Raw genomic sequence first — 18,359 nt, forward strand, 5'->3', positions numbered from 1 at the left:
GATTCCGGGGCATTGTGCCTCAATCCAGCGTGCGGCGGAAGCGCGTCACGGCGATGGTCATGGCGACCAGCATCAAGGCGACCAGGGCCAGCGTGTCGAAGCGCAGATTCTGCATGGTCGCGCCCTTCAGCATGATGGCGCGGACGATCCGCAAGTAATGGGTCAGCGGCAGGCATTCGCCGACATATTGCGCCCAGGCCGGCATGCCTGCGAACGGGAACATGAAGCCGGAGAGCAGAATGCTCGGCAGGAAGAACATCATCGACATCTGCATGGCCTGGAGCTGGTTCTGCACCACCGTCGAGATGGTGTAGCCGATCGACAGATTGGTGGTGATGAACAGCGTCGAGAGCAGCGCCAGCAGGAACAGATTGCCGAGCACGGGGACGCCGAACAGGCCGACGCCGATGCCGATGATGAGGAAGGCCTGGAGGAACCCGACCAGCACGTAAGGCACGATCTTTCCGAACATCACCTCGACCGGCTTGATCGGCATCGACAACAGGCTCTCCATGGTGCCGCGCTCGACCTCGCGCGTGACCGACAGCGCGGTGAAGATCAGCATGGTCATGGTGAGGATGGTGCCGACGAGACCCGGCACGATGTTGAGGCTGGAGGACGCCGCCGGATTGTAGCGGGCATGCGCGCGGATCTCGAACGGCATCTCAGGGGGATCGCCGATATAGAGATCGTGCTTGAGCGCGGTCTGCACGATCGTGCCGAGCGAGCCCATCGCCGCGCTGGCCGCCACCGGATCGGTCGCATCGGCCGCCACCAGCAGGGCCGGCTTGTCGCCGCGCCGCACCGCCCGCTCGAATCCGCGCGGAATCTCGACGCCGAACAGGACCTTGCCGGATTTCAGGAGATTATCGAAATCGTCGACGTCGTGCACCTCATAGAGGAAGCGGAAATAGGCGGTGTTCTCCAGCGCCTTCAGAATCGAGCGGGCGAGATCGGAGTCCTCCTGAAGCAGCACCGCGCTCGGCAGGTGATGCGGCGTGGTGTTGATGGCATAGCCGAACAGCATGAGCTGCATCACCGGCAGCATCACGATCATCGCAAACGACACGCGATCACGCTTGAGTTGAATGAACTCCTTGACCAGCATCGCATAGGAGCGCCGCAGGAAACCGAAGCGCTCGCGAATGGCGTGGACTGGGGCTGGGCCTTGAGCCGGGCGATCGACGGCACTCATTGGAAATTGTCCTTGGAGCGCCCCATCAGCTCGATGAACACGTCTTCCAGCGACGGCGACGATTGCTGCCAGTGCAGACCGCTTCTCTGCCGCCACGGCGCGATGCTGGCTTCGAGCGCCGCAACGTCGCGGCCGGACACGTGCAGCGAGGTGCCGAACGGCGCCACCATGTCGACCCCGGGCTTGCCGGAGAGCTCGGAAGTGAGGCCGTTGAGGTCCTCGCCCGTCACGGTGTAGGTTGTCAGCGCGGATTTCGCGATCACCTCCTCGACGGTGCCGTGCGCCAGTAGATGGCCGTAGGCGATATAGGCGATCTCGTGACAGCGCTCCGCTTCGTCCATGTAGTGGGTGGACACCAGCACGGTGAGGCCTTCGGCGGCCAGCGCGTGAATCTCGTTCCAGAAGTCGCGCCGCGCCTTGGGGTCGACACCGGCGGTGGGCTCGTCCAGCAGCAGCAATTGCGGATTGGGCAGCGTGCAGGCCCCGAGCGCCAGCCGCTGCTTCCAGCCGCCCGAGAGCTCGCCCGCGAGCTGCTCCTCGCGCCCGGAGAGCCCGAGGCGCTTGATCATGTCGCGGGCGGCGCCTTGCGCATCGGCCAGACCGTAGAGCCGCGCGACGAATTCGAGGTTCTCGCGCACGGAGAGATCCTGGTACAGGCTGAAACGCTGGGTCATGTAACCGACCTGGCGCTTGATCTTCTCGGCATCTTTCAGGATGTCGTAGCCGAGGCAGGTGCCCTCGCCGCTGTCAGGCGTGAGCAGCCCGCAGAGGATGCGGATGGTCGTGGTCTTGCCGGAGCCATTGGGCCCGAGGAAGCCGTAGATCGAACCGCGCCTCACCTGCATCGACAGATCATGCACGACTTCGCGGCCGCCGAACGATTTGCTCAGGCCCTTGACGTCGATCGCGATGCCGTTGCCAGCGCTCATCGCTTGTCCGCCACCGGGGTCTTCGGATTGAGGTAGACGTCGATCGGCTGGCCGACCCGCAGCGCGTCAGGGCGCGAAGGCCGCGCCTGGATCAGATAGACCAGCTTGTTGCGCTCATCGAGGCTGTAGATGACCGGCGGGGTATATTCGGCCGAGGTCGCGATGAAATAGATCTTCGCGGTGAGATCGGCCGCACAATTGTCGCAGGAGATGCGCACGGTGTCGCCGGTCGCGAGCTTCGGCAGTGCGGTCTCCGGCACGAAGAAGCGCAGCTTCATGTTGCCGGGCGGCATGATCGACAGCACCGGTCGTTGCGCCGCCACCATCTCGCCCTCGCGGAAATAGATCTGCTGAATGGTGCCGGCAACGGGCGCAAAGCCCTTGCGCCGCGCCATCCGCGTTTCCGACGTCGCCACCCGCGCTTCCGCGACGCGCAAGGCGGACACCGCGGAATCGAGATTGGCCTGCGTGCCCGATCCGGTCTTGCTCAGCGAGGCCGCGCGATCATAGGTCTGCTGCGCATTCGCCAGCGTGGCCTTGTTCTGGTTGAGATCGGCAAGCTGAAGGTCGTCGTCGACGGAATAGAGCTGGTCGCCGACCTTGACGTCATCGCCCTCGCGCACGCCAAGCTTCGTCACCCGTCCCGCCTCATCGGGACTGACATAGATCATGTCGGCCTCGACCCAGCCCTGGAAGCCAGGATCGCGCTTCTCATTGCACCCGGCGAGGCCGGCTGCGAGGACGACGACCAATGCAAATGCAGCAAGTAAGCGTGACGACCTCATGTCGTCCTCCGTTCGCCAAAGATCAAATCGAGGTGGACGCGCAGCATGTCCTGCGCGTCGAGCGGCGCGTGCCGTGCAAACAGGCTCTGCCAAATCACCGCGATCATCGCGGGCGCGACCAGGATCTGCGGATAGCGCCCGAGATCCTTTTCGCGGATCTCGCCGCGGGCGATGCCGAGTTCGATCAGGGCGCGCATGGCGGCGATCCCGCGCGAGACGACCTCACGGTAATAGAAATCGGCGACGGCCGGAAAACGCGGCCCCTCCGCCACGATCAGCCGCACCAGATCGCCACGCCTGGTGCCGATGACCTCTTTCAGGAAGTTGCCGGCAAAGACCTCGATGAGGTCGCGGACCGAGCCGGTCGGCGGCGGCAGCGCGGTCAGCCGCTCCACCACCGGCACGATCACGATCCGCACCAACTCCTCGAACATCGATTCCTTGTCCTTGAAGTGCAGGTAGATCGTGCCCTTCGCCACGCCTGCGCGCTTGGCGATGTCGTCGAGGCGCGTGGCGGCAAAGCCGCGGGCGATGAACTCCTCCATCGCTGCCTCCACGATCGCCGCGCGCCGCTCCAGCGCGCGCGCCGCACGGTTCGACGCGGGCAATTGACCGCCGGCCGCGGGCGCATGCCCTCCACTCTCTGCAGACGGCTTGGCTGGTCTGGTCGACTTCTTCGTCATGTTGAATAATTGACTGACTAGTCAGTCATAGTCAAGACGATTGTTCAGGTTTAATAAATTAGTACTTGCTAATGAATTAGTATCTGCTAATTAATCGACATGATCGAAGCTGCTCCAAACCCCGTCAACACCGTCATGCGTGCCCTCGCCGACCCGACGCGGCGCGCCGTGTTCGAGCGCGTGTTCGAGAGCAAGGAGATCAGCGTCGCCGAGCTGACGCGCGGCAGCGGCGTCACCCAGGGTGCGATCTCGCAACACCTGAAGTCCCTCAAACAGGCCGGCCTCGTCGCCGAGCGCGCCGAGGGCCGCAACGTCTACTACCGCGCCGCGCCGCAAGGGCTCGAGCCCCTGGTCACCTGGATGGACCATTACGGCGTGTTCTGGCGCGAGCGCTTCCAGAATCTGCGTGACCTCTTGAAGGAGATCGATCCGTGAGTGCAGTTGCTTCCAAGGTCCAAACTCTGAACATCGTCATCGACGAGGTCTTCCCTCATGCCGTCGCGACGATCTGGAAGGCGCTGACCAGCGCCGAGCTGATCGCGCGCTGGCTGATGCCGCCGACCGGCTTCGAGGCCGTCGAGGGCAACGCCTTCACGTTCAAGACCAACCCGGCGGGCGTGTGGGACGGCACGATCCATTGCCGCGTTCTGGAGGTCGTGCCGAACCAGCGCTTCGCCTATGCCTGGAAGGGCGGCGACGAAAGCAACACCGGCTACGGCTCGGCGCTCGACACCGTCGTCACCTGGTCCCTTACCCCGGTCGAAGCAGGCACGCGCGTGCGCGTGGTGCATTCGGGCTTCGCGACGCCGAAGAACGACACGGCTTATCGCAACATGAGCAACGGCTGGGTCAAGGTGCTGCAGCGGCTCGATACCATCGCCGGCGAAGACAGCTGAGGACGCATCGCGATGGACAAGCCCTATACCGGCGGCTGCGCCTGCGGCGCGATCCGCTATTCGATTCCGGGTGAGCCCCTGTTCAGCAATCATTGTCAGTGCCGCGACTGTCAGCGGGAGAGCGGCAGCGGCCACGGTTCCTACGCGACCTTCGCGCGGACCGGCATCACGGTCACCGGCGAGGCCCAGCACTGGGACATGGTCGGCGACAGCGGCAATGTGAAGACGCGCAGCTTCTGCCCGCAATGCGGCGTCGCGGTTTACATGACCTTCGCGGCCATGCCCGACATCTTCACGATCCGCGCCGCGAGTCTCGACGAACCCGCGCGCTACAGGCCGCAGGCGGTGACCTACGTTGCGCGCGGACAAGGCTGGGATCATATCGATCCCAGCCTGCCGAAATTTACAGGTATGCCGCCGGCGTGAAACTGAACGCGCTGAGGATAGTCGGCGGCTCAGATGCACGCGCGGATGTAGGGTCGATTGATCTCCCATAGCTCCTCGAGCAAGCCCCGCGCCGCCTCTTCGGAATGGACGACGGGATCGAGCAGCAACGCCTGCAGCGCAATCTCCTTGGATGCATGCATGGCTGCTTCCACCGCCATCTGCTGAACCTGAACTTGAACCGCCATCAGTTTGGCCACGCCGTCGGGCAGCGGCCCGAGGGAGACAGGGTGGATGCCGGCGGCATCTACCACGACCGGCACCTCGACCGCGGCATCGGCCGGCAGGTTCGGGATCACCTGTCGATTATGAACGACGGCGGATTCGACGAGTTGCTTGCGGTTGTGAACGATGGCGGCGATGATACTGGTCGCACGCTCCCCCGAGGGCACCGACCACCAGTCCGGCACATCGGTACGCCCGGCGAGCACGTCATCGATCAGCCGCGTCAGCTGGGCGCGTTCGCGCTCGTCCCAGTCGTAATTGTAGCCTCCCTCTCCGGCCTCCCAGCCGAACGAGAGATACTCACCAACATGACCATCGCCGCAGCCGAGCCAGTAGCCAAAGGCATGCAATAGCTTGCGCGTCAGGGGTGAGAAGGTGGGATCGAAATCCCGCTCCTTCTCGCGCAACAGCGGATAAAGGTCCTCGCCTGTCTCCCGATTCCGAATTTCGGTCAGGCACTGGAAATGATTGAGGCCTGCGCCCCACACATCCACCTGATCCTCCCGCATCCCGAGGATTCGGGCGACATTCCCGCGGGCAAGAAATATTCCGTGGCAGAGGCCGACGCTGCGAATCCTGCTGTAGCGCCCAAGCGCCAGGATGATGCGGCTTTCCGGATTGGAGAAGTTGATGAAGCTCGCGCGCGGGCAGCGGAGCTCCATCTCGCGCACGAAGTCGAAGACCACCGGCAAGGTGCGCAGCGTGAAGAACAAGCCGCCGGGTCCACCGTTCTCACCCAGCGTATGACGGATGCCAAACTTGCGTGGAATTTCGAAATCGAGCCGCCACAGCCGATTGCGATCGATCGCGGTGGAATGCACGACGAACTCGGCACCGTCGAGCGCCGCGCGCCAATCCGTCGTGGCCTCGATGGCATAACCGGCGCCGGATCTCTCGTTGAGCAGTTTCGCGAGCTGCCTCGACCGGTCGAGCCGGTCGAGGTTTCGCCCGACCAGAACCAGCGTCGAACCGGCCAGATCGCGGGTCGAGAACAGGTCCCGAAACATGCTCATCCCGAAGGATGCGCTGCTCGCACCCAGAAAGACGATCTTCGTTGGCCGGGCCACGCTCTGCTCCTGACGGAGACTAACCGAAATCGAGCACCATGCGGCCGTCGATCTTGCCGGCCTTCATCCGATCGAAGACATCGTTGATTTGCGCGAGCGGCACCTTCGTCACCTCGGCCTTCACCTTGCCGTCCGTGGCGAATGCGACGGCTTCGTCGAGGTCGCGCCGCGTGCCGACGATCGAGCCGCGCACCGTGATGCGCTTGAGCACGACGTCGAAGATCGGCGTCGGGAATTCGCCCGGCGGCAGACCGACGAGACTGACGGTGCCCTTCCGGCGCACCATCTTCAGCGCCTGGGCGAATGCCGGGGTCGAGACCGCCGTCACCAGCACGCCATGAGCGCCGCCGCCGGTTGCGGCCAGCACCTTGTCCACCGCATCGGCCGCAAGCGCGTTCACGGCGAGATCGGCGCCCGTCTCGCGGGCGAGTTCGAGCTTGTCCTCGGCGATGTCGACGGCCACGACCTTGAGCCCCATCGCCTTGGCGTATTGAACCGCGACGTGGCCGAGCCCGCCTACGCCTGAGATCACCACCCACTCGCCGGGCCTGGCCTCGGTCTCCTTCAAGCCCTTGTAGGTGGTGACGCCGGCACACAGGATCGGCGCAATGGCGGCGAAATCGACGCTCGCCGGCAGTTTCGCAGCAAAGGCAGCCGAGGCGATGACGTATTCAGCGAAGCCGCCGTTCACGCTGTAGCCGGTGTTGTGCTGGTGCTCGCACAGCGTCTCCCAGCCGGTCTCGCAATATTCACAGGACATGCAGGCGTCATGCAGCCAGGCGACGCCGACGGCATCCCCCACTTTCAGATTCTTCACCCCGGGCCCGAGCGCCGCAACGATACCCGCGGCCTCATGGCCGGGAATGAAAGGCGGGACCGGCTTCACCGGCCAGTCGCCGGAGGCTGCATGCAGATCGGTGTGACAGACACCGCAGGCCTTGACCTTGACCAGAACCTCGCCGGGACCGGGCTGCGGCACCGGCACGTCCTCGATCACCAAGGGCTTGCCGAATTGCTTGACGATTGCGGCTTTCATGGTCGGCATCAGTCTGCTCCTCTGCGTGTTGCGAGGCAGAATAGCGACGCCGCCCGGTGCTCCTTTGATAGGGGTCAAACAGCACAAAGTTTGCGCAAGACCGGCCTCATCATGACACCACGATGACGCCGCGCGGAAGGCCCGTCAGCTATGGAACTTGAGGCCGTCGATGACCTTGTCGATCACCTTGCGCTCGGCGCGCATGGCGATGCCGACGAGATTGAGATCCGCGCGCGCCACTGCCCTCACCGCCTCGCGATTGGCGGCATCATGCGTCGTGCTGAACATGTCCTCGGTATAGACCGCCGGCTTGACGTTGCGCGCGAGCGCGCGGTCCAGCGCACGCGACAACGCAGGGCCGTCGGCGCCATAGATCAGGATCGGCTGGCCGATCAACGCATGATATGTCGTGCCCGAGGCGTCTTCATAGGCCTCGCCGACACATTCGGGAAAAGCCGCAGCGATGCCGCTGGAGAGGAAGGACGCGACGTTGAGCTTCTGCCAGGCCTGAAGATCGGCGCGGATCACGATGGCGATCTTGGTGTCGAATTGCATCTGTTCCTTCCACTGTCATTCCTGAATTGCCGGGCTCGATGCTACGCATCGCCCCGGAATGACAGCAAGAAGAATCGGCGCAGGACGGAATCAACCCTTGGCGTCACAGGCCCAGGCGCGGATCACGCATTCCTTGCCGCCGTATTTGTAGCATTCGCGCGTGGCAGCGTTGAGCGAGGCGGAGATCTTCGGCTTGACCGCATAGCCATAGGCGCCGCAGGGATTGGCGAGATCGACCGACATCGCCGCGCAAGCGCGTTTCATCGTCACGGTGGTGCAATCACCCTTGCACTGCTTCTGCGCCGCGGCGCGGGCGTCGTGCTCGTGGCCGTAATCGAAGGCCTGGCCATAAGCGCCGCACTTGCCGACCGCGAACGCGCCGGCGGCATGGGCTTCAGTGATGTAGCGGGCACCGGCGACACAAACCGACAGCGCAAAGAAAAACATCGCGCAACGGCGCGCGACGACGTTCGAAGCCATGGAAAAACCCCTCCCCCCAAGGCAGGTGGAGGAACTCTAAGCGGCGGTCGTTTCCAGATGGTGAACGGGCAGTTGAAAGGCGATGCCGGACTAGTGACGGCATCAATACACTTTATGGTTGTATTTTTTAATCGCATAATTTAAGGTCGTCAAGCTGCAAGCTCGGCCAAAGGAGGCAACCATGCGTCCAACCAAAACAATGCTGCTGGGAATGATCGCGTCGGCCTGTCTGATCGGACTTCCACCCGCGCATGCGCAGGCGGTGAACTGGACCTGGACCAACCAATATGGCTCGACCCTGGCCATCACCAGCTTCAATTCGAATACCGGCGCGATCGCGGGGACCTACACCAACAACGCAGCGAACAGTTGCGACGAGGGCAAGCCGCAAGGCGTGTCCGGCTGGCTGGCCTATGGCAACACCGGCACGGCGATCAGCTTCTCGGTGAATTTCCTCGGCTGCGGCTCGACCACGGTCTGGACCGGACAGCTCAACAACGCGACTGGATTCCAGGGACTGTGGTATCTGTCCCTCGGCGAGGCCGTCGCATGGAACGGCATCAGCGCGGGCGCCGACACCTTCACATTCTCGAGCGGCGACAAGGCCCTGCTGACGAAGAGCGGCATCGACCTGAAGGCCGCCAGCGAGAAGCTGTCGAATACCAGGAAGTAGGCGAACGCGGCGCGTAGCGTGGATTCGCTCGCGGCCGCGCGAAGCACAGTGTCGTGGGGTGGGCAAAGCGAAGCGTGCCCACGATTTGCGACTGCGGGGAGAGATGGTGGGCACGGCGCTATGCGCCTTTGCCCACCTACGGCACTACCCGCCCTACGGCATCACGGCACCTTCATCCCCGCCTTGCCGCTTCCAGCGCCTGCGGCGTGTCGATGTCGAGGAAGGCGCTCTCGCCGTCGACAGGCACCTCGGCCACGGCCTCGGTGTGCTTGGCGATCAGATGACGCGCGCCGACGTCGCCGTCGAGGGTCATCAGCTCCTTGAAGAAGCGGCGCGACCACAGCACGGGATTGCCGCGGCGCCCCTCGCTGACCGGCACGACAATGAGATTGCCGCGATCCGGCGCAAAGCCGTCGATGAGACGGTCGATCAGGCCGGCATCGATCAGCGGCATGTCGCCGAGACAGACTAAGGCGCCATCACACGTCTCCGGCACGGCGGCGATGCCCGCCTTGACGGAACTCGCAATGCCGCCGGCAAAATCAGGATTCCTGACGAACCGCACCTTCAACCCCTGAAGCGCCTGCTCGACCAGCTCAGTCTGGTGGCCGGTGACGACGATCACCTCGGACGCCTTTGAAGCGAGTGCCTGCTCTGTCGCGATCCGCACCAGCTTCTTGCCGTCGAGCTCGGCGAGCAGCTTGTTCGGCCCGCCCATCCGTGTGGAGCGTCCCGCCGCGAGCACGATGGCGGCGACATGGCTGTTACCCTCGGTCTCCGCTGTCGCGCGCGGCTGCGGCCGCGTCACGATCTCCATCAACAGGCCGCCAACGCCCATGCCCATCAGCTCGGAGCGCGTCACCTTGATGCCGGCGAGCAGCCGCATCAGCACCCAGTCAAAGCCATTCTCGACCGGCGAGCGCGCGCAGCCCGGCGCACCCAGCACCGGTACGCCCCCGGCCCTTGCGATCAGCAGGAGATTGCCGGGATCGACCGGCATGCCGAAATGCTCGATCTCGCCGCCGATGCCGGTGACGGCCGCGGGGATCACGTCGCGGCGATCGGCGATCGCGGAGGCCCCGAACACGATGACGAGCTCGGCGCCAAGCGCGAGCAATTCCTTGATCGCGGCCGACAGCGCGGCTTCGTCATGCTGGACCCGCCGCTCGGCGATGATGCCGGCACCGGCCGGTGCAAGCCGCTCGGCGGTGACGCGCAGCGTCTTGTCGATCACCTTGGAGGACAGGCCCGGCAGCAGGGTCGAGACGACGCCGACACGCTTGATCACGTAAGGCGCGACCTTCAGAACGTCCTTACCCGCCGCCTTTACCGCGGCATCGCGCAAGTCGCCTTCGACGCCGAACGGGATGATCTTGACGGTGCCGACCATCTCGCCCTCGACCACCGGCTTGTAGGCGCTGAGCGTCGCAAAGGTGATGGCCTCGTCGATGTTGTTGATGCGGTCGACCGCGGCGCGATCGATCACCAGCACGCCCGGCTGAGCGGCGAACAGATTGGCGCGGCCGGTGAAGGCGCGCTCGACATGGATGCCTTCGCCCCCGACGGCCAGCGCGATGCTGGCGGCCGCGACGTCCTCGGAGACGTCGCCCGCCTCCATGCGCACCACGACGATGTCCTTGATGCCGGCGCGCGTGAGCTGCTCGACCTCGGCGGGGCCGATGGTCGTGCCCTTCTTCAGCACCAGCGGGCCCTGGCGCAGGGTGTGGACGGTCACCCCGCCGATCGCATCCTTAGGGGTCGCCGGGCCGAATTTCATGCCGCTTCTTCTTTTTCCTTGGGAGGCAGGCGGAGCACCGCCGTGATCTCGGCCATGATGGACACCGCGATCTCGGACGGGGAGACGGCGCCGATCGCAAGCCCGATCGGTGCGTGGATGCGCGCGATGTCGCTTTCCTTCGCGCCCTGCGCCCGCAGCCGGTCGCCGCGCTTGGCATGCGTCTTCCGCGAGCCGAGCGCGCCGATATAGAAGCAGCCGCGCTCGAAGGCATGCAGTAACGCCGGATCGTCGATCTTGGGATCGTGTGTCACCGCGACGAACGCCGTGTAGGCATCGACATTGAGCGGCGGCAGCGCCGCATCAGGCCATTCGGCAACGAGCGGAATGTCGGGAAAGCGCTCGGGGCTCGCAAACGCCGTGCGCGGATCGACGACGGTGACGTCATAGCCGAGCGAGCGCGCCAGCGGCGCCAGGGCCTGGCTGATATGGACCGCACCGATGATGACGAGCTTTGCGGTCGGCGCGTAGACGTTGAGGAACAGCTTCTTGCCGCCGGCCTCGACATTGGCGCTCTTGCCCATGCGAAGCTGCTTTTCCAGCTCAGTGCGGAGCGGATCCTTGGCGAAATCCGCGGCTTTCACCAAGCGCTGCTCGCCGCTCTCGGTGTCGGTCACCAGGATTGCCGGCCGGCGCGCGGCGCGCTCGGCGTTGAGTTCGTGCAGGATTGCGAGCTTCACGGCTAGCCGACCTTCTCGACGAAGACGCGGATCGTGCCGCCACAGGACAGCCCGACATTCCAGGCGGTCTCGTCGGCGACGCCGAACTCCAGCATCCTGGGCTTGCCACTCTGGATCACGTCCATGGCCTCGGTGACCACGGCGCCCTCGACGCAGCCGCCGGAGACCGAGCCCAGGAACGTACCCTCGTCGTTGATGACGAGGCTCGAACCGGCCGGGCGCGGTGCCGAACCCCAGGTCTCCACGACAGTCGCCAATGCGACGCCATGGCCGGCCTTCTGCCAGTCCTCCGCCGCCTTCAGAATATCCTCGTCGCGATCGAGCATCGGTGGCCTCTCAAGCTGCGGAGCGGATCAGGCTGCGGTGATGCGGCGGCAGCGGCCGGGAGAGCGTCGTGATCAGTTCCTGGATTGAACTCAAATTATGCACGGGGCGGAATTCGTCAACGTGCGGGAGCATCATTTTGATGCCCTGGGCCTTGGCTTCGAAGCCACCGAACCTGAGCAGCGGATTGAGCCAGATCAGCCGGCGGCAGGAGCGGTGCAGCCGGTCCATCTCGAAGGCGAGCTTGGAATCGGCCTCCCGCTCCAGCCCGTCGGAGATCAGGAGCACGATGGCGCCCTGGCTCAGCACCCGCCGCGCCCACAATTTGTTGAAGTTGTGCAGCGAGGCCGAAATCCGGGTGCCGCCGGCCCAGTCCTCGACCGAGGCCGAGCAGCTCGCCAGCGCCTCGTCGGGATCGCGCTGGCGCAGCGCGCGGGTCACGTTGGTGAGGCGGGTGCCGAACAGGAACACCGAGACGCGTTTGCGCGCGTCGGTCACGGCATGCAGGAAATGCAGGAACAGGCGGGTGTACTCGCTCATCGAGCCCGAGATGTCGAGCAGCGCCACGATCGGCGCCGGCTTCTCGATCCGCCCGAGGCGATGGATGTCGATGATGTCGCCGCCAGTGCGCAAGGATGCGCGCAGCGTGCGGCGCAGGTCCAGGCGCAGCCCGCGCGGATCGGACCGGTAGCGGCGCGTCAGGAGCTCGGCCTGCGGCAACCTCATCCGCTCGATGGCGCGCAGCGCCTCGGTGATCTCGGCCGCGCTCATCTGCGCAAAATCCTTCTTTTGAAGGATTTCCTTGTCGGAGACCGACAGGCGCAGATCCTGCTCCTGGTGCTGCGGCGTCTCGGTCATGCGCGGCTGCGACATCGCCTCCTGCACGCGGCGCGCGCCGGCTTTCGGCTTCTTCTTGGCCTCATCCGGCAGCGGCACCGAATCCAGCATGTGCTTCCACTCTTCCGACGCGCGGAAGAACAGGTTGAAGGCCTGGCTGAAGATCAGCGCATGCTCGTGGCGCTTGACGAAGATCGCCTCCAGCGTGGTGAAGACGTCGGCGCGGTTGCCGATGTCGATCACCTGCAGCGCGCTCATGGCATCGATGACCGCGCCCGGCCCGACCGGCATGCCTGCAGAACGCAGCGCGCGGGCGAAGCCGACGATGTTGTCGGCGAACTGCTCGGTTTGCTCAGGAGCAAGGTGGTTAATGGCCATGGTCGTTCCCATCTTCCCGTCATTCCGGGGCGCCGCGCGAGCGGCGAGCCCGGAATCCATAACCACGATCGGGAGTATGGATTCCGGGCTCGCGTTACGCGCGCCCCGGAATGACGGGAGAAATTGTGAGGCGCGTCAATTCTCGCTCGTCGCTTCCTTCAGCACCTTCTGCAAGGTGTCGCCCTGCATGCGGGTGATGTCGTCCTGGTACTTGAGCAGCGCGCCCAGCGTGTCGCCGACCACTTGCGGGGTGAGCGAGCGGGCATCCAGCTCCGACAAGGCGGTCGCCCAGTCGATGGTCTCGGCAACACCGGGCGACTTGTAGAAGTCCTGGTTGCGCAAAGCCTGCACGAAGCGCACGACCTGCTGCGACAGTTTTGCGGAGATGCCGGGCACGCGCGTCTTGACGATCGCAAGCTCGCGCTCGGCCGCGGGATAATCGACCCAATGGTAGAGACAGCGCCGCTTCAGCGCGTCGTGAATTTCGCGGGTGCGATTGGACGTGATGATGACGATCGGCGGGCTCGGCGCCTTCACCGTGCCGAATTCGGGGATGGTCACCTGGAAGTCGCTGAGGATTTCGAGCAGGTAGGCCTCGAACGCTTCGTCCGCACGGTCGAGTTCGTCGATCAGCAGCACCGGCGGTCCGGCGACGTCGGGCTCGAGCGCCTGCAGCAGCGGCCGCTTGATCATGTAGCGGTCGGCGAAGATGTCGGAGGAGAGTTGGTCACGATCGGTGTCGCCGGCGGCTTCCGCCATTCGGATCGCGATCATCTGCGCCGCGCTATTCCACTCGTAGACCGCGGAGGAGACGTCGAGGCCCTCGTAGCACTGCAGGCGGATCAGCTTCCGCCCCAGCGCCGCCGACAGCACCTTTGCAATCTCGGTCTTGCCGACGCCGGCTTCGCCTTCCAGGAACAGCGGCCGGCCCATGCGCAGCGAGAGGTATGTCACCGTCGCCAGCGATCGCTCGGCGAGATAGCCGCGCGACGTCAGGAGTTCGAGCATCGCATCGACCGATGCCGGCAAAGCGCCGGAAGAATTGGTCGCTGAAGTCATGAAAAAGCCAGTCTCGCTACGCCCTCACCGGGACAGGTTTTGCCGTGGCGTGAGGTTCACTCACTCCTTGGCATTGGCGGCGTCGAGGGCACGCCGCGTCAGCACCCCGATGAGATGCGCGCGGTATTCGGCGCTGCCATGGATGTCGCTGTTGAGACCTTCCGCCGGCACGTCGATGCCTTCGATCGCTTTCGACGCGAAACGCTTCTTGAGGGCTTCCTCGAATGCCTCGACGCGGAACACGCCCTCGGAGCCGGCGCCGGTCACGGCAACCCGCACGTCCGACGGACGCCGCGCCACGAACACGCCGACCAGCGCATAGCGCGATGCCTGGTTGCGGAACTTGATGTAGGCCGCCTTCTTCGGCAGCGGGAACATCACCTTGGTGATGATCTCGTCAGCTTCCAGCGCGGTCGAGAACAGGCCCTGGAAATATTCCTCGGCCTTCAGGCGGCGCTTGTTGGTGACGATGGTCGCGCCGAGCGCGAGCACGGCCGCCGGGTAATCCGCGGTCGGATCGTTGTTGGCGAGCGAGCCGCCGATCGTGCCCTTGTGGCGCACGGCGGGATCACCGATCTGGCTCGCGAGATTCGCCAGCGCCGGGATGGCTTCACCGACGATCGCGGAGCTCGCGACCTCGGCGTGCTTGGCGGTGGCGCCGATCACGAGCGAACGGCCCTTCATCTCGATCGTGTTGAGCCCCTCGATATGGGAGAGGTCGACCAGATGGGGCGGGCTGGCGAGACGCTGCTTCATGACGGGAATCAGCGTGTGGCCGCCGGCGATCACCTTGGCGTCTTCGTTCTTCACCAGGAGATTGGCGGCCTGCCGCACGGTCCCGGGGCGATGATATTTGAATTCGTACATCTGAATGTCCTGGTCGCGGGAGGCGCGTTACGCGAGATCGGATTTCGCCATCGCCTTGGCGCCGGCGGAGATCGAGGTGACGATGTTCTGGTAGCCGGTGCAGCGGCAGAGATTGCCTTCCAGTTCTTCCCGGATCGTATGGTCGTCCAGCTCGTGGCCCTTGCGGTGCACGATGTCGATCGCGGTCATGATCATGCCTGGCGTGCAGAAGCCGCACTGCAGGCCATGATGCTCGCGGAAGGCTTCCTGCATCGGATGCAGCGGCGCGCCGTCGGCGGCCAGTCCCTCGATCGTCTTGACCTCGTGGCCGTCGGCCATCACGGCAAGCGTGGTGCAGGACTTCACGGCCTTGCCGTCGAGATGCACGACGCAGGCGCCGCACTGCGAGGTGTCGCAGCCGACATGGGTGCCGGTCAGGTGCAGATTCTCGCGCAGAAACTGCACCAGAAGCGTGCGGGGATCGACGTTGGCCGTGACAGGATTGCCGTTCACGATGAGGGAGATTTTTGCCATAAGCACTCTCTATCAGCACCCCGACGGGTCCCGTCGAAGCGGTTCTTATAATTATTCCAACCCATCATATGGGCCATTATGCCCCGGGGCAACATCGCCCGGGATGCAAGGCGCCATGCCGAAGGCGCCGTGCTAAAGCTATTGGACCTTCAGCTCTGTACGGCCTTGGCGAAGTTCGTGAAAAACTCGTCGGCCAGCTTCTTGGCGGCGCCGTTGATGAGGCGCTGGCCGAGCTGCGCCAACTTGCCGCCGATCTGCGCCTCGACCTCGTAGGAGAGCAGCGTGCCGCCGTCCTTCTCCGCGAGCTTGACCCCCGCGCCGCCCTTGGCGAAGCCGGCGACCCCGCCCTCGCCCTCACCGGAGATCTTGTAGCCGTTCGGCGGGTCGAGATCGCTGAGCGTGACCTTGCCCTTGAAGCGGGCCGACACCGGGCCGACCTTCATTTTCGCGGTCGCACGAAAGCCGCCATCGTCGGTCTTCTCGAGCTCTTCGCAGCCGGGGATACAGGCCTTCAGCACCTCGGGATCGTTGAGCTTGGCCCACACGGCCTCGCGCGACGCCGCAAGCTGGACTTCGCCGTTCATCGTCATGGCCATGAGAATGCCTCCCGGATCGCGTAACTATAGTGCTGATCAAGTAACGCAGGGACGCGGCAAAGGAAAGGGCGGCGCCCGGCCACGTGCAATGCATATTCGCAACTGCAAAAAGCCGTGTGCGGGCACTGGGGGATTGGCACGGCCCGGCCATGATGATTAGGTCGCGCGCAACATGAGCACATCCCTCTCTCCCCTGCTCGCACCGATGCTGTCGAGCGCCGCCATGCGGGCGATCTGTGACGACCGGTCTACCCTGCAGAACATGCTTGATTTCGAGGCAGCCTTGGCCCGCGCCGAAGCCGCCACGGGTATGATTCCCGCATCGGCCGTGGGGCCGATCGAGGCCGCGTGCAAGGCCGATCACCTCGACATGGCCGCGCTGGCCGAGGCCGCGACACGATCGGGCAATCTCGCGATTCCGCTGGTCAAGATGCTGACCGCCGCTGTCGGCAAGGCCGACAAGGAGGCCGCGCGTTACGTGCATTGGGGCGCCACCAGCCAGGACGTGATCGACACCGCGACCATGCTCACGCTGCGCGCCGGCATCGATGCGCTGGACGCCGATCTCAGCCGCGCGATCAAGGGCTTTGCAGCGCTGGCGCGCAGCCATCGCAATACTGCGATGGTGGCCCGGACCTGGCTTCAGCACGCGCTGCCGATGCCGTTCGGCCTCAAGGCCGCCGAATATGCCTCAAGCCTCGCCCGCGCCCGCTGCCGGCTGCGACGGCTGCGGCGGGAGGGCCTCGCGCTGCAGTTCGGCGGCGCCGCCGGCACGCTCGCCGCCCTCGGCGACAAGGGCCTTGCCGTGGCGGAGCGCCTCGCGCGGGAGCTCGACCTGCCGCTGCCGGAAGCGCCCTGGCACACCCATCGCGACCGGATCGCGGAAGCCGCGTCCTGCCTGGCGATCCTGACTGGTAGCTGCGGCAAGATCGCGCGCGACGTCTCGCTGCTGATGCAGACCGACGTCGCCGAAGCGTTCGAGCCGGCGGGCGAAGGCCGCGGCGGCTCCTCGACCATGCCGCACAAGCGCAACCCGGTCGCCGCCGCAAGCGCGCTCGGCGCGGCCACGATGGCTCCGCAGCTTGCGGCGACGATCTTCGCGGCCCAGGTGCAGGACCACGAGCGCAGCGCCGGCCCCTGGCACGCGGAATGGCCGACGCTGCCGCAGTTGATGCTGGTCGCCTCCGGCGCGGTGGCCGCCATTGTCGACATCGCCGAGGGCCTGGACGTCGACGCCGCGCGCATGCGCAGCAATCTCGATGCGACGCACGGGCTGATCATGGCGGAGGCGGTCACCTTCGCGCTGGCGGAAACAATCGGCAAGAGCGATGCGCATCATCTCGTCGAAGCCGCCAGCAAGCGCGCGGTCGCGGAGAAGAAGCATCTGCGCGAGGTGCTGTCGGCTGATTCGCAGGTCACCGCGCAGCTCTCGCCGGAAAAAATTGCGGCATTGTTCGAGCCGATGGCCTATCAAGGGGCTTCCCAAGCCCTGATCGACCGGCTGCTCGCCAGCCTCGACCGCGAATAAGAACCGCACAAGACGACGGAGACGCCGCATGCCCATGATCGATGCCGACGGATGCCTGCTCAACGTCTCCGTCGAGGGCCGCGACGGTGGACCGACCCTGATGCTGTCCAATTCGCTCGGCTGCACGTTGCAGATGTGGGAGCCGCAGATGAAGGCGCTGACGCAGGTGTTCCGTGTCATCCGCTACGACCGCCGCGGCCACGGCAAATCCCAGGTGCCGCCCGCCCCCTATACGATGGAGCGCTTCGGCCGCGACGTGCTCGCGATCCTCGATGATCTCAACATCGAGAAGGTGCACTGGTGCGGCCTGTCGATGGGCGGCATGGTCGGGCAATGGCTCGGCGCCAATGCCCCTGAAAGATTCGGCAAGCTCATCCTCGCCAACACCTCCTGCTATTATGCCGAGCCGACCAAATGGCTGGAGCGCATCGACGCCGTGAAGAAAGGCGGCATCGCCGCGGTCGCCGACGCCGTGATCGCAGGCTGGCTGACGCAGGATTTCCGCGAGCGCGAGCCCGACATCACCGCGAAGATGAAGTCGATGCTGCTCGCCTCGCCGGTCGAAGGGTATCTCGCCTGCTGCGAGGCACTGTCGACGCTCGACCAGCGCGCGCTGCTGCCCAAGATCAAGAGCCCGACGCTGGTGATCGCCGGCCGCCACGACATGGCGACACCGATCTCCGCGGGAGAGCTGATCCGCTCGAACATTCCCGGCGCCAGCATGACCATCATCGACGCCGCGCACATTTCCAATGTCGAGCAGCCGCACGCATTCACCGACGCGGTGGTGGGCTTCTTGACGCAGCGCTAGCAG

General features: G+C 65.1%; 22 protein-coding genes. 6 read left to right on the forward strand and 16 right to left on the reverse strand.

Annotated elements, in window-relative coordinates; genetic code table 11:
• Positions 1-19: 19 nt before the first annotated feature.
• From Q0743_RS09100 to Q0743_RS09115, 4 genes are read right to left on the reverse strand one after another with little or no spacing between them, the layout of a single operon-like run.
• Complete coding sequence (locus Q0743_RS09100) at positions 20-1,195, reverse strand: ABC transporter permease (RefSeq protein ID WP_298241202.1); 1,176 nt, start codon at positions 1,193-1,195, stop codon at positions 20-22.
• Positions 1,192-2,124, reverse strand: a complete 933-nt coding sequence (locus Q0743_RS09105) for an ABC transporter ATP-binding protein (protein WP_298241203.1) — start codon at positions 2,122-2,124, stop codon at positions 1,192-1,194. Before Q0743_RS09105 ends, Q0743_RS09100 begins: the two co-directional genes overlap by 4 nt.
• On the reverse strand, positions 2,121-2,909 hold the full coding sequence (locus Q0743_RS09110; protein ID WP_298241204.1) for an efflux RND transporter periplasmic adaptor subunit: 789 nt from the start codon (positions 2,907-2,909) through the stop codon (positions 2,121-2,123). The genes Q0743_RS09105 and Q0743_RS09110 overlap by 4 nt, the downstream gene beginning before the upstream one ends.
• A complete protein-coding gene (locus tag Q0743_RS09115) occupies positions 2,906-3,592 on the reverse strand; it encodes a TetR/AcrR family transcriptional regulator (RefSeq protein ID WP_298241205.1) in 687 nt (228 codons plus the stop codon). The genes Q0743_RS09110 and Q0743_RS09115 overlap by 4 nt, the downstream gene beginning before the upstream one ends.
• Positions 3,593-3,691: 99 nt before the next feature.
• On the opposite strand from Q0743_RS09115, the gene Q0743_RS09120 reads away from it, so the two are divergent.
• The 3 genes from Q0743_RS09120 to Q0743_RS09130 are packed head-to-tail and all read left to right on the forward strand — an operon-like array spanning position 3,692 to position 4,914.
• The gene (locus tag Q0743_RS09120; protein ID WP_298241206.1) at positions 3,692-4,027 is read left to right on the forward strand and encodes a helix-turn-helix transcriptional regulator; all 336 of its coding nucleotides are present in this window, start codon (positions 3,692-3,694) and stop codon (positions 4,025-4,027) included.
• Positions 4,024-4,488 (forward strand): SRPBCC domain-containing protein, encoded by a 465-nt coding sequence (locus Q0743_RS09125; protein WP_298241207.1) that lies wholly within the window; start codon positions 4,024-4,026, stop codon positions 4,486-4,488. The genes Q0743_RS09120 and Q0743_RS09125 overlap by 4 nt, the downstream gene beginning before the upstream one ends.
• 12 nt (positions 4,489-4,500) lie before the next feature.
• On the forward strand, positions 4,501-4,914 hold the full coding sequence (locus Q0743_RS09130; protein ID WP_298241208.1) for a GFA family protein: 414 nt from the start codon (positions 4,501-4,503) through the stop codon (positions 4,912-4,914).
• Positions 4,915-4,943: 29 nt separating this feature from the next.
• On the opposite strand, the gene Q0743_RS09135 is transcribed toward Q0743_RS09130, so the two are convergent.
• The 4 genes from Q0743_RS09135 to Q0743_RS09150 all read right to left on the reverse strand — a co-directional run bounded on the left by Q0743_RS09135 (position 4,944) and on the right by Q0743_RS09150 (position 8,295).
• A complete protein-coding gene (locus tag Q0743_RS09135; protein WP_298241209.1) occupies positions 4,944-6,224 on the reverse strand; it encodes an alpha-glucosidase/alpha-galactosidase in 1,281 nt (426 codons plus the stop codon).
• A gap of 19 nt (positions 6,225-6,243) precedes the next feature.
• Positions 6,244-7,269 carry an alcohol dehydrogenase AdhP gene (gene adhP / locus Q0743_RS09140; RefSeq protein WP_298241210.1) on the reverse strand — a complete coding sequence of 342 codons (1,026 nt, stop codon included), beginning with the start codon at positions 7,267-7,269 and terminating at the stop codon, positions 6,244-6,246.
• Between the two features lie 135 nt (positions 7,270-7,404).
• Positions 7,405-7,815, reverse strand: a complete 411-nt coding sequence (locus Q0743_RS09145) for a DUF2000 family protein (RefSeq protein ID WP_298241211.1) — start codon at positions 7,813-7,815, stop codon at positions 7,405-7,407.
• Between the two features lie 90 nt (positions 7,816-7,905).
• Positions 7,906-8,295 carry a DUF4189 domain-containing protein gene (locus tag Q0743_RS09150; RefSeq protein ID WP_298241212.1) on the reverse strand — a complete coding sequence of 130 codons (390 nt, stop codon included), beginning with the start codon at positions 8,293-8,295 and terminating at the stop codon, positions 7,906-7,908.
• 181 nt (positions 8,296-8,476) lie between these two features.
• Between Q0743_RS09150 and Q0743_RS09155 the strand changes: the two genes are divergently transcribed.
• On the forward strand, positions 8,477-8,968 hold the full coding sequence (locus Q0743_RS09155; protein ID WP_298241213.1) for an avidin/streptavidin family protein: 492 nt from the start codon (positions 8,477-8,479) through the stop codon (positions 8,966-8,968).
• A gap of 172 nt (positions 8,969-9,140) precedes the next feature.
• Here the strand turns inward: Q0743_RS09155 and Q0743_RS09160 are convergent, their stop codons facing one another.
• From Q0743_RS09160 to Q0743_RS09195, 8 genes are all read right to left on the reverse strand, one after another.
• Positions 9,141-10,745 carry a molybdopterin-binding/glycosyltransferase family 2 protein gene (locus Q0743_RS09160; protein ID WP_298241214.1) on the reverse strand — a complete coding sequence of 535 codons (1,605 nt, stop codon included), beginning with the start codon at positions 10,743-10,745 and terminating at the stop codon, positions 9,141-9,143.
• Positions 10,742-11,443, reverse strand: coding sequence for an XdhC family protein (locus Q0743_RS09165; protein WP_298241215.1), 702 nt, complete (start codon positions 11,441-11,443; stop codon positions 10,742-10,744). The genes Q0743_RS09160 and Q0743_RS09165 overlap by 4 nt, the downstream gene beginning before the upstream one ends.
• Positions 11,444-11,445: 2 nt before the next feature.
• Positions 11,446-11,769, reverse strand: a complete 324-nt coding sequence (locus Q0743_RS09170) for an XdhC family protein (RefSeq protein WP_097658284.1) — start codon at positions 11,767-11,769, stop codon at positions 11,446-11,448.
• Between the two features lie 10 nt (positions 11,770-11,779).
• On the reverse strand, positions 11,780-12,982 hold the full coding sequence (locus tag Q0743_RS09175; RefSeq protein ID WP_298241216.1) for a VWA domain-containing protein: 1,203 nt from the start codon (positions 12,980-12,982) through the stop codon (positions 11,780-11,782).
• Positions 12,983-13,117: 135 nt separating this feature from the next.
• A complete protein-coding gene (locus Q0743_RS09180) occupies positions 13,118-14,041 on the reverse strand; it encodes a MoxR family ATPase (RefSeq protein ID WP_298241217.1) in 924 nt (307 codons plus the stop codon).
• Between the two features lie 60 nt (positions 14,042-14,101).
• The gene (locus Q0743_RS09185) at positions 14,102-14,908 is read right to left on the reverse strand and encodes a xanthine dehydrogenase family protein subunit M (protein WP_097658278.1); all 807 of its coding nucleotides are present in this window, start codon (positions 14,906-14,908) and stop codon (positions 14,102-14,104) included.
• 27 nt (positions 14,909-14,935) lie between these two features.
• A complete protein-coding gene (locus tag Q0743_RS09190; RefSeq protein ID WP_097658276.1) occupies positions 14,936-15,421 on the reverse strand; it encodes a (2Fe-2S)-binding protein in 486 nt (161 codons plus the stop codon).
• A gap of 149 nt (positions 15,422-15,570) precedes the next feature.
• Positions 15,571-16,017 carry a carbon monoxide dehydrogenase subunit G gene (locus Q0743_RS09195; RefSeq protein WP_298241218.1) on the reverse strand — a complete coding sequence of 149 codons (447 nt, stop codon included), beginning with the start codon at positions 16,015-16,017 and terminating at the stop codon, positions 15,571-15,573.
• Between the two features lie 172 nt (positions 16,018-16,189).
• Here Q0743_RS09195 and Q0743_RS09200 point away from each other — a divergent pair, with 172 nt between their 5' ends.
• Together Q0743_RS09200 and pcaD are read left to right on the forward strand one after the other, a co-directional pair.
• Positions 16,190-17,545 (forward strand): 3-carboxy-cis,cis-muconate cycloisomerase, encoded by a 1,356-nt coding sequence (locus Q0743_RS09200; RefSeq protein ID WP_298241219.1) that lies wholly within the window; start codon positions 16,190-16,192, stop codon positions 17,543-17,545.
• A gap of 28 nt (positions 17,546-17,573) precedes the next feature.
• Positions 17,574-18,356, forward strand: coding sequence for a 3-oxoadipate enol-lactonase (gene pcaD / locus Q0743_RS09205; RefSeq protein ID WP_298241220.1), 783 nt, complete (start codon positions 17,574-17,576; stop codon positions 18,354-18,356).
• The last annotated feature ends 3 nt before the right edge of the window (positions 18,357-18,359 follow it).

The sequence above is a fragment of the uncultured Bradyrhizobium sp. genome (genome assembly GCF_936943645.1).
Taxonomy (GTDB): Bacteria; Pseudomonadota; Alphaproteobacteria; order Rhizobiales; family Xanthobacteraceae; genus Bradyrhizobium.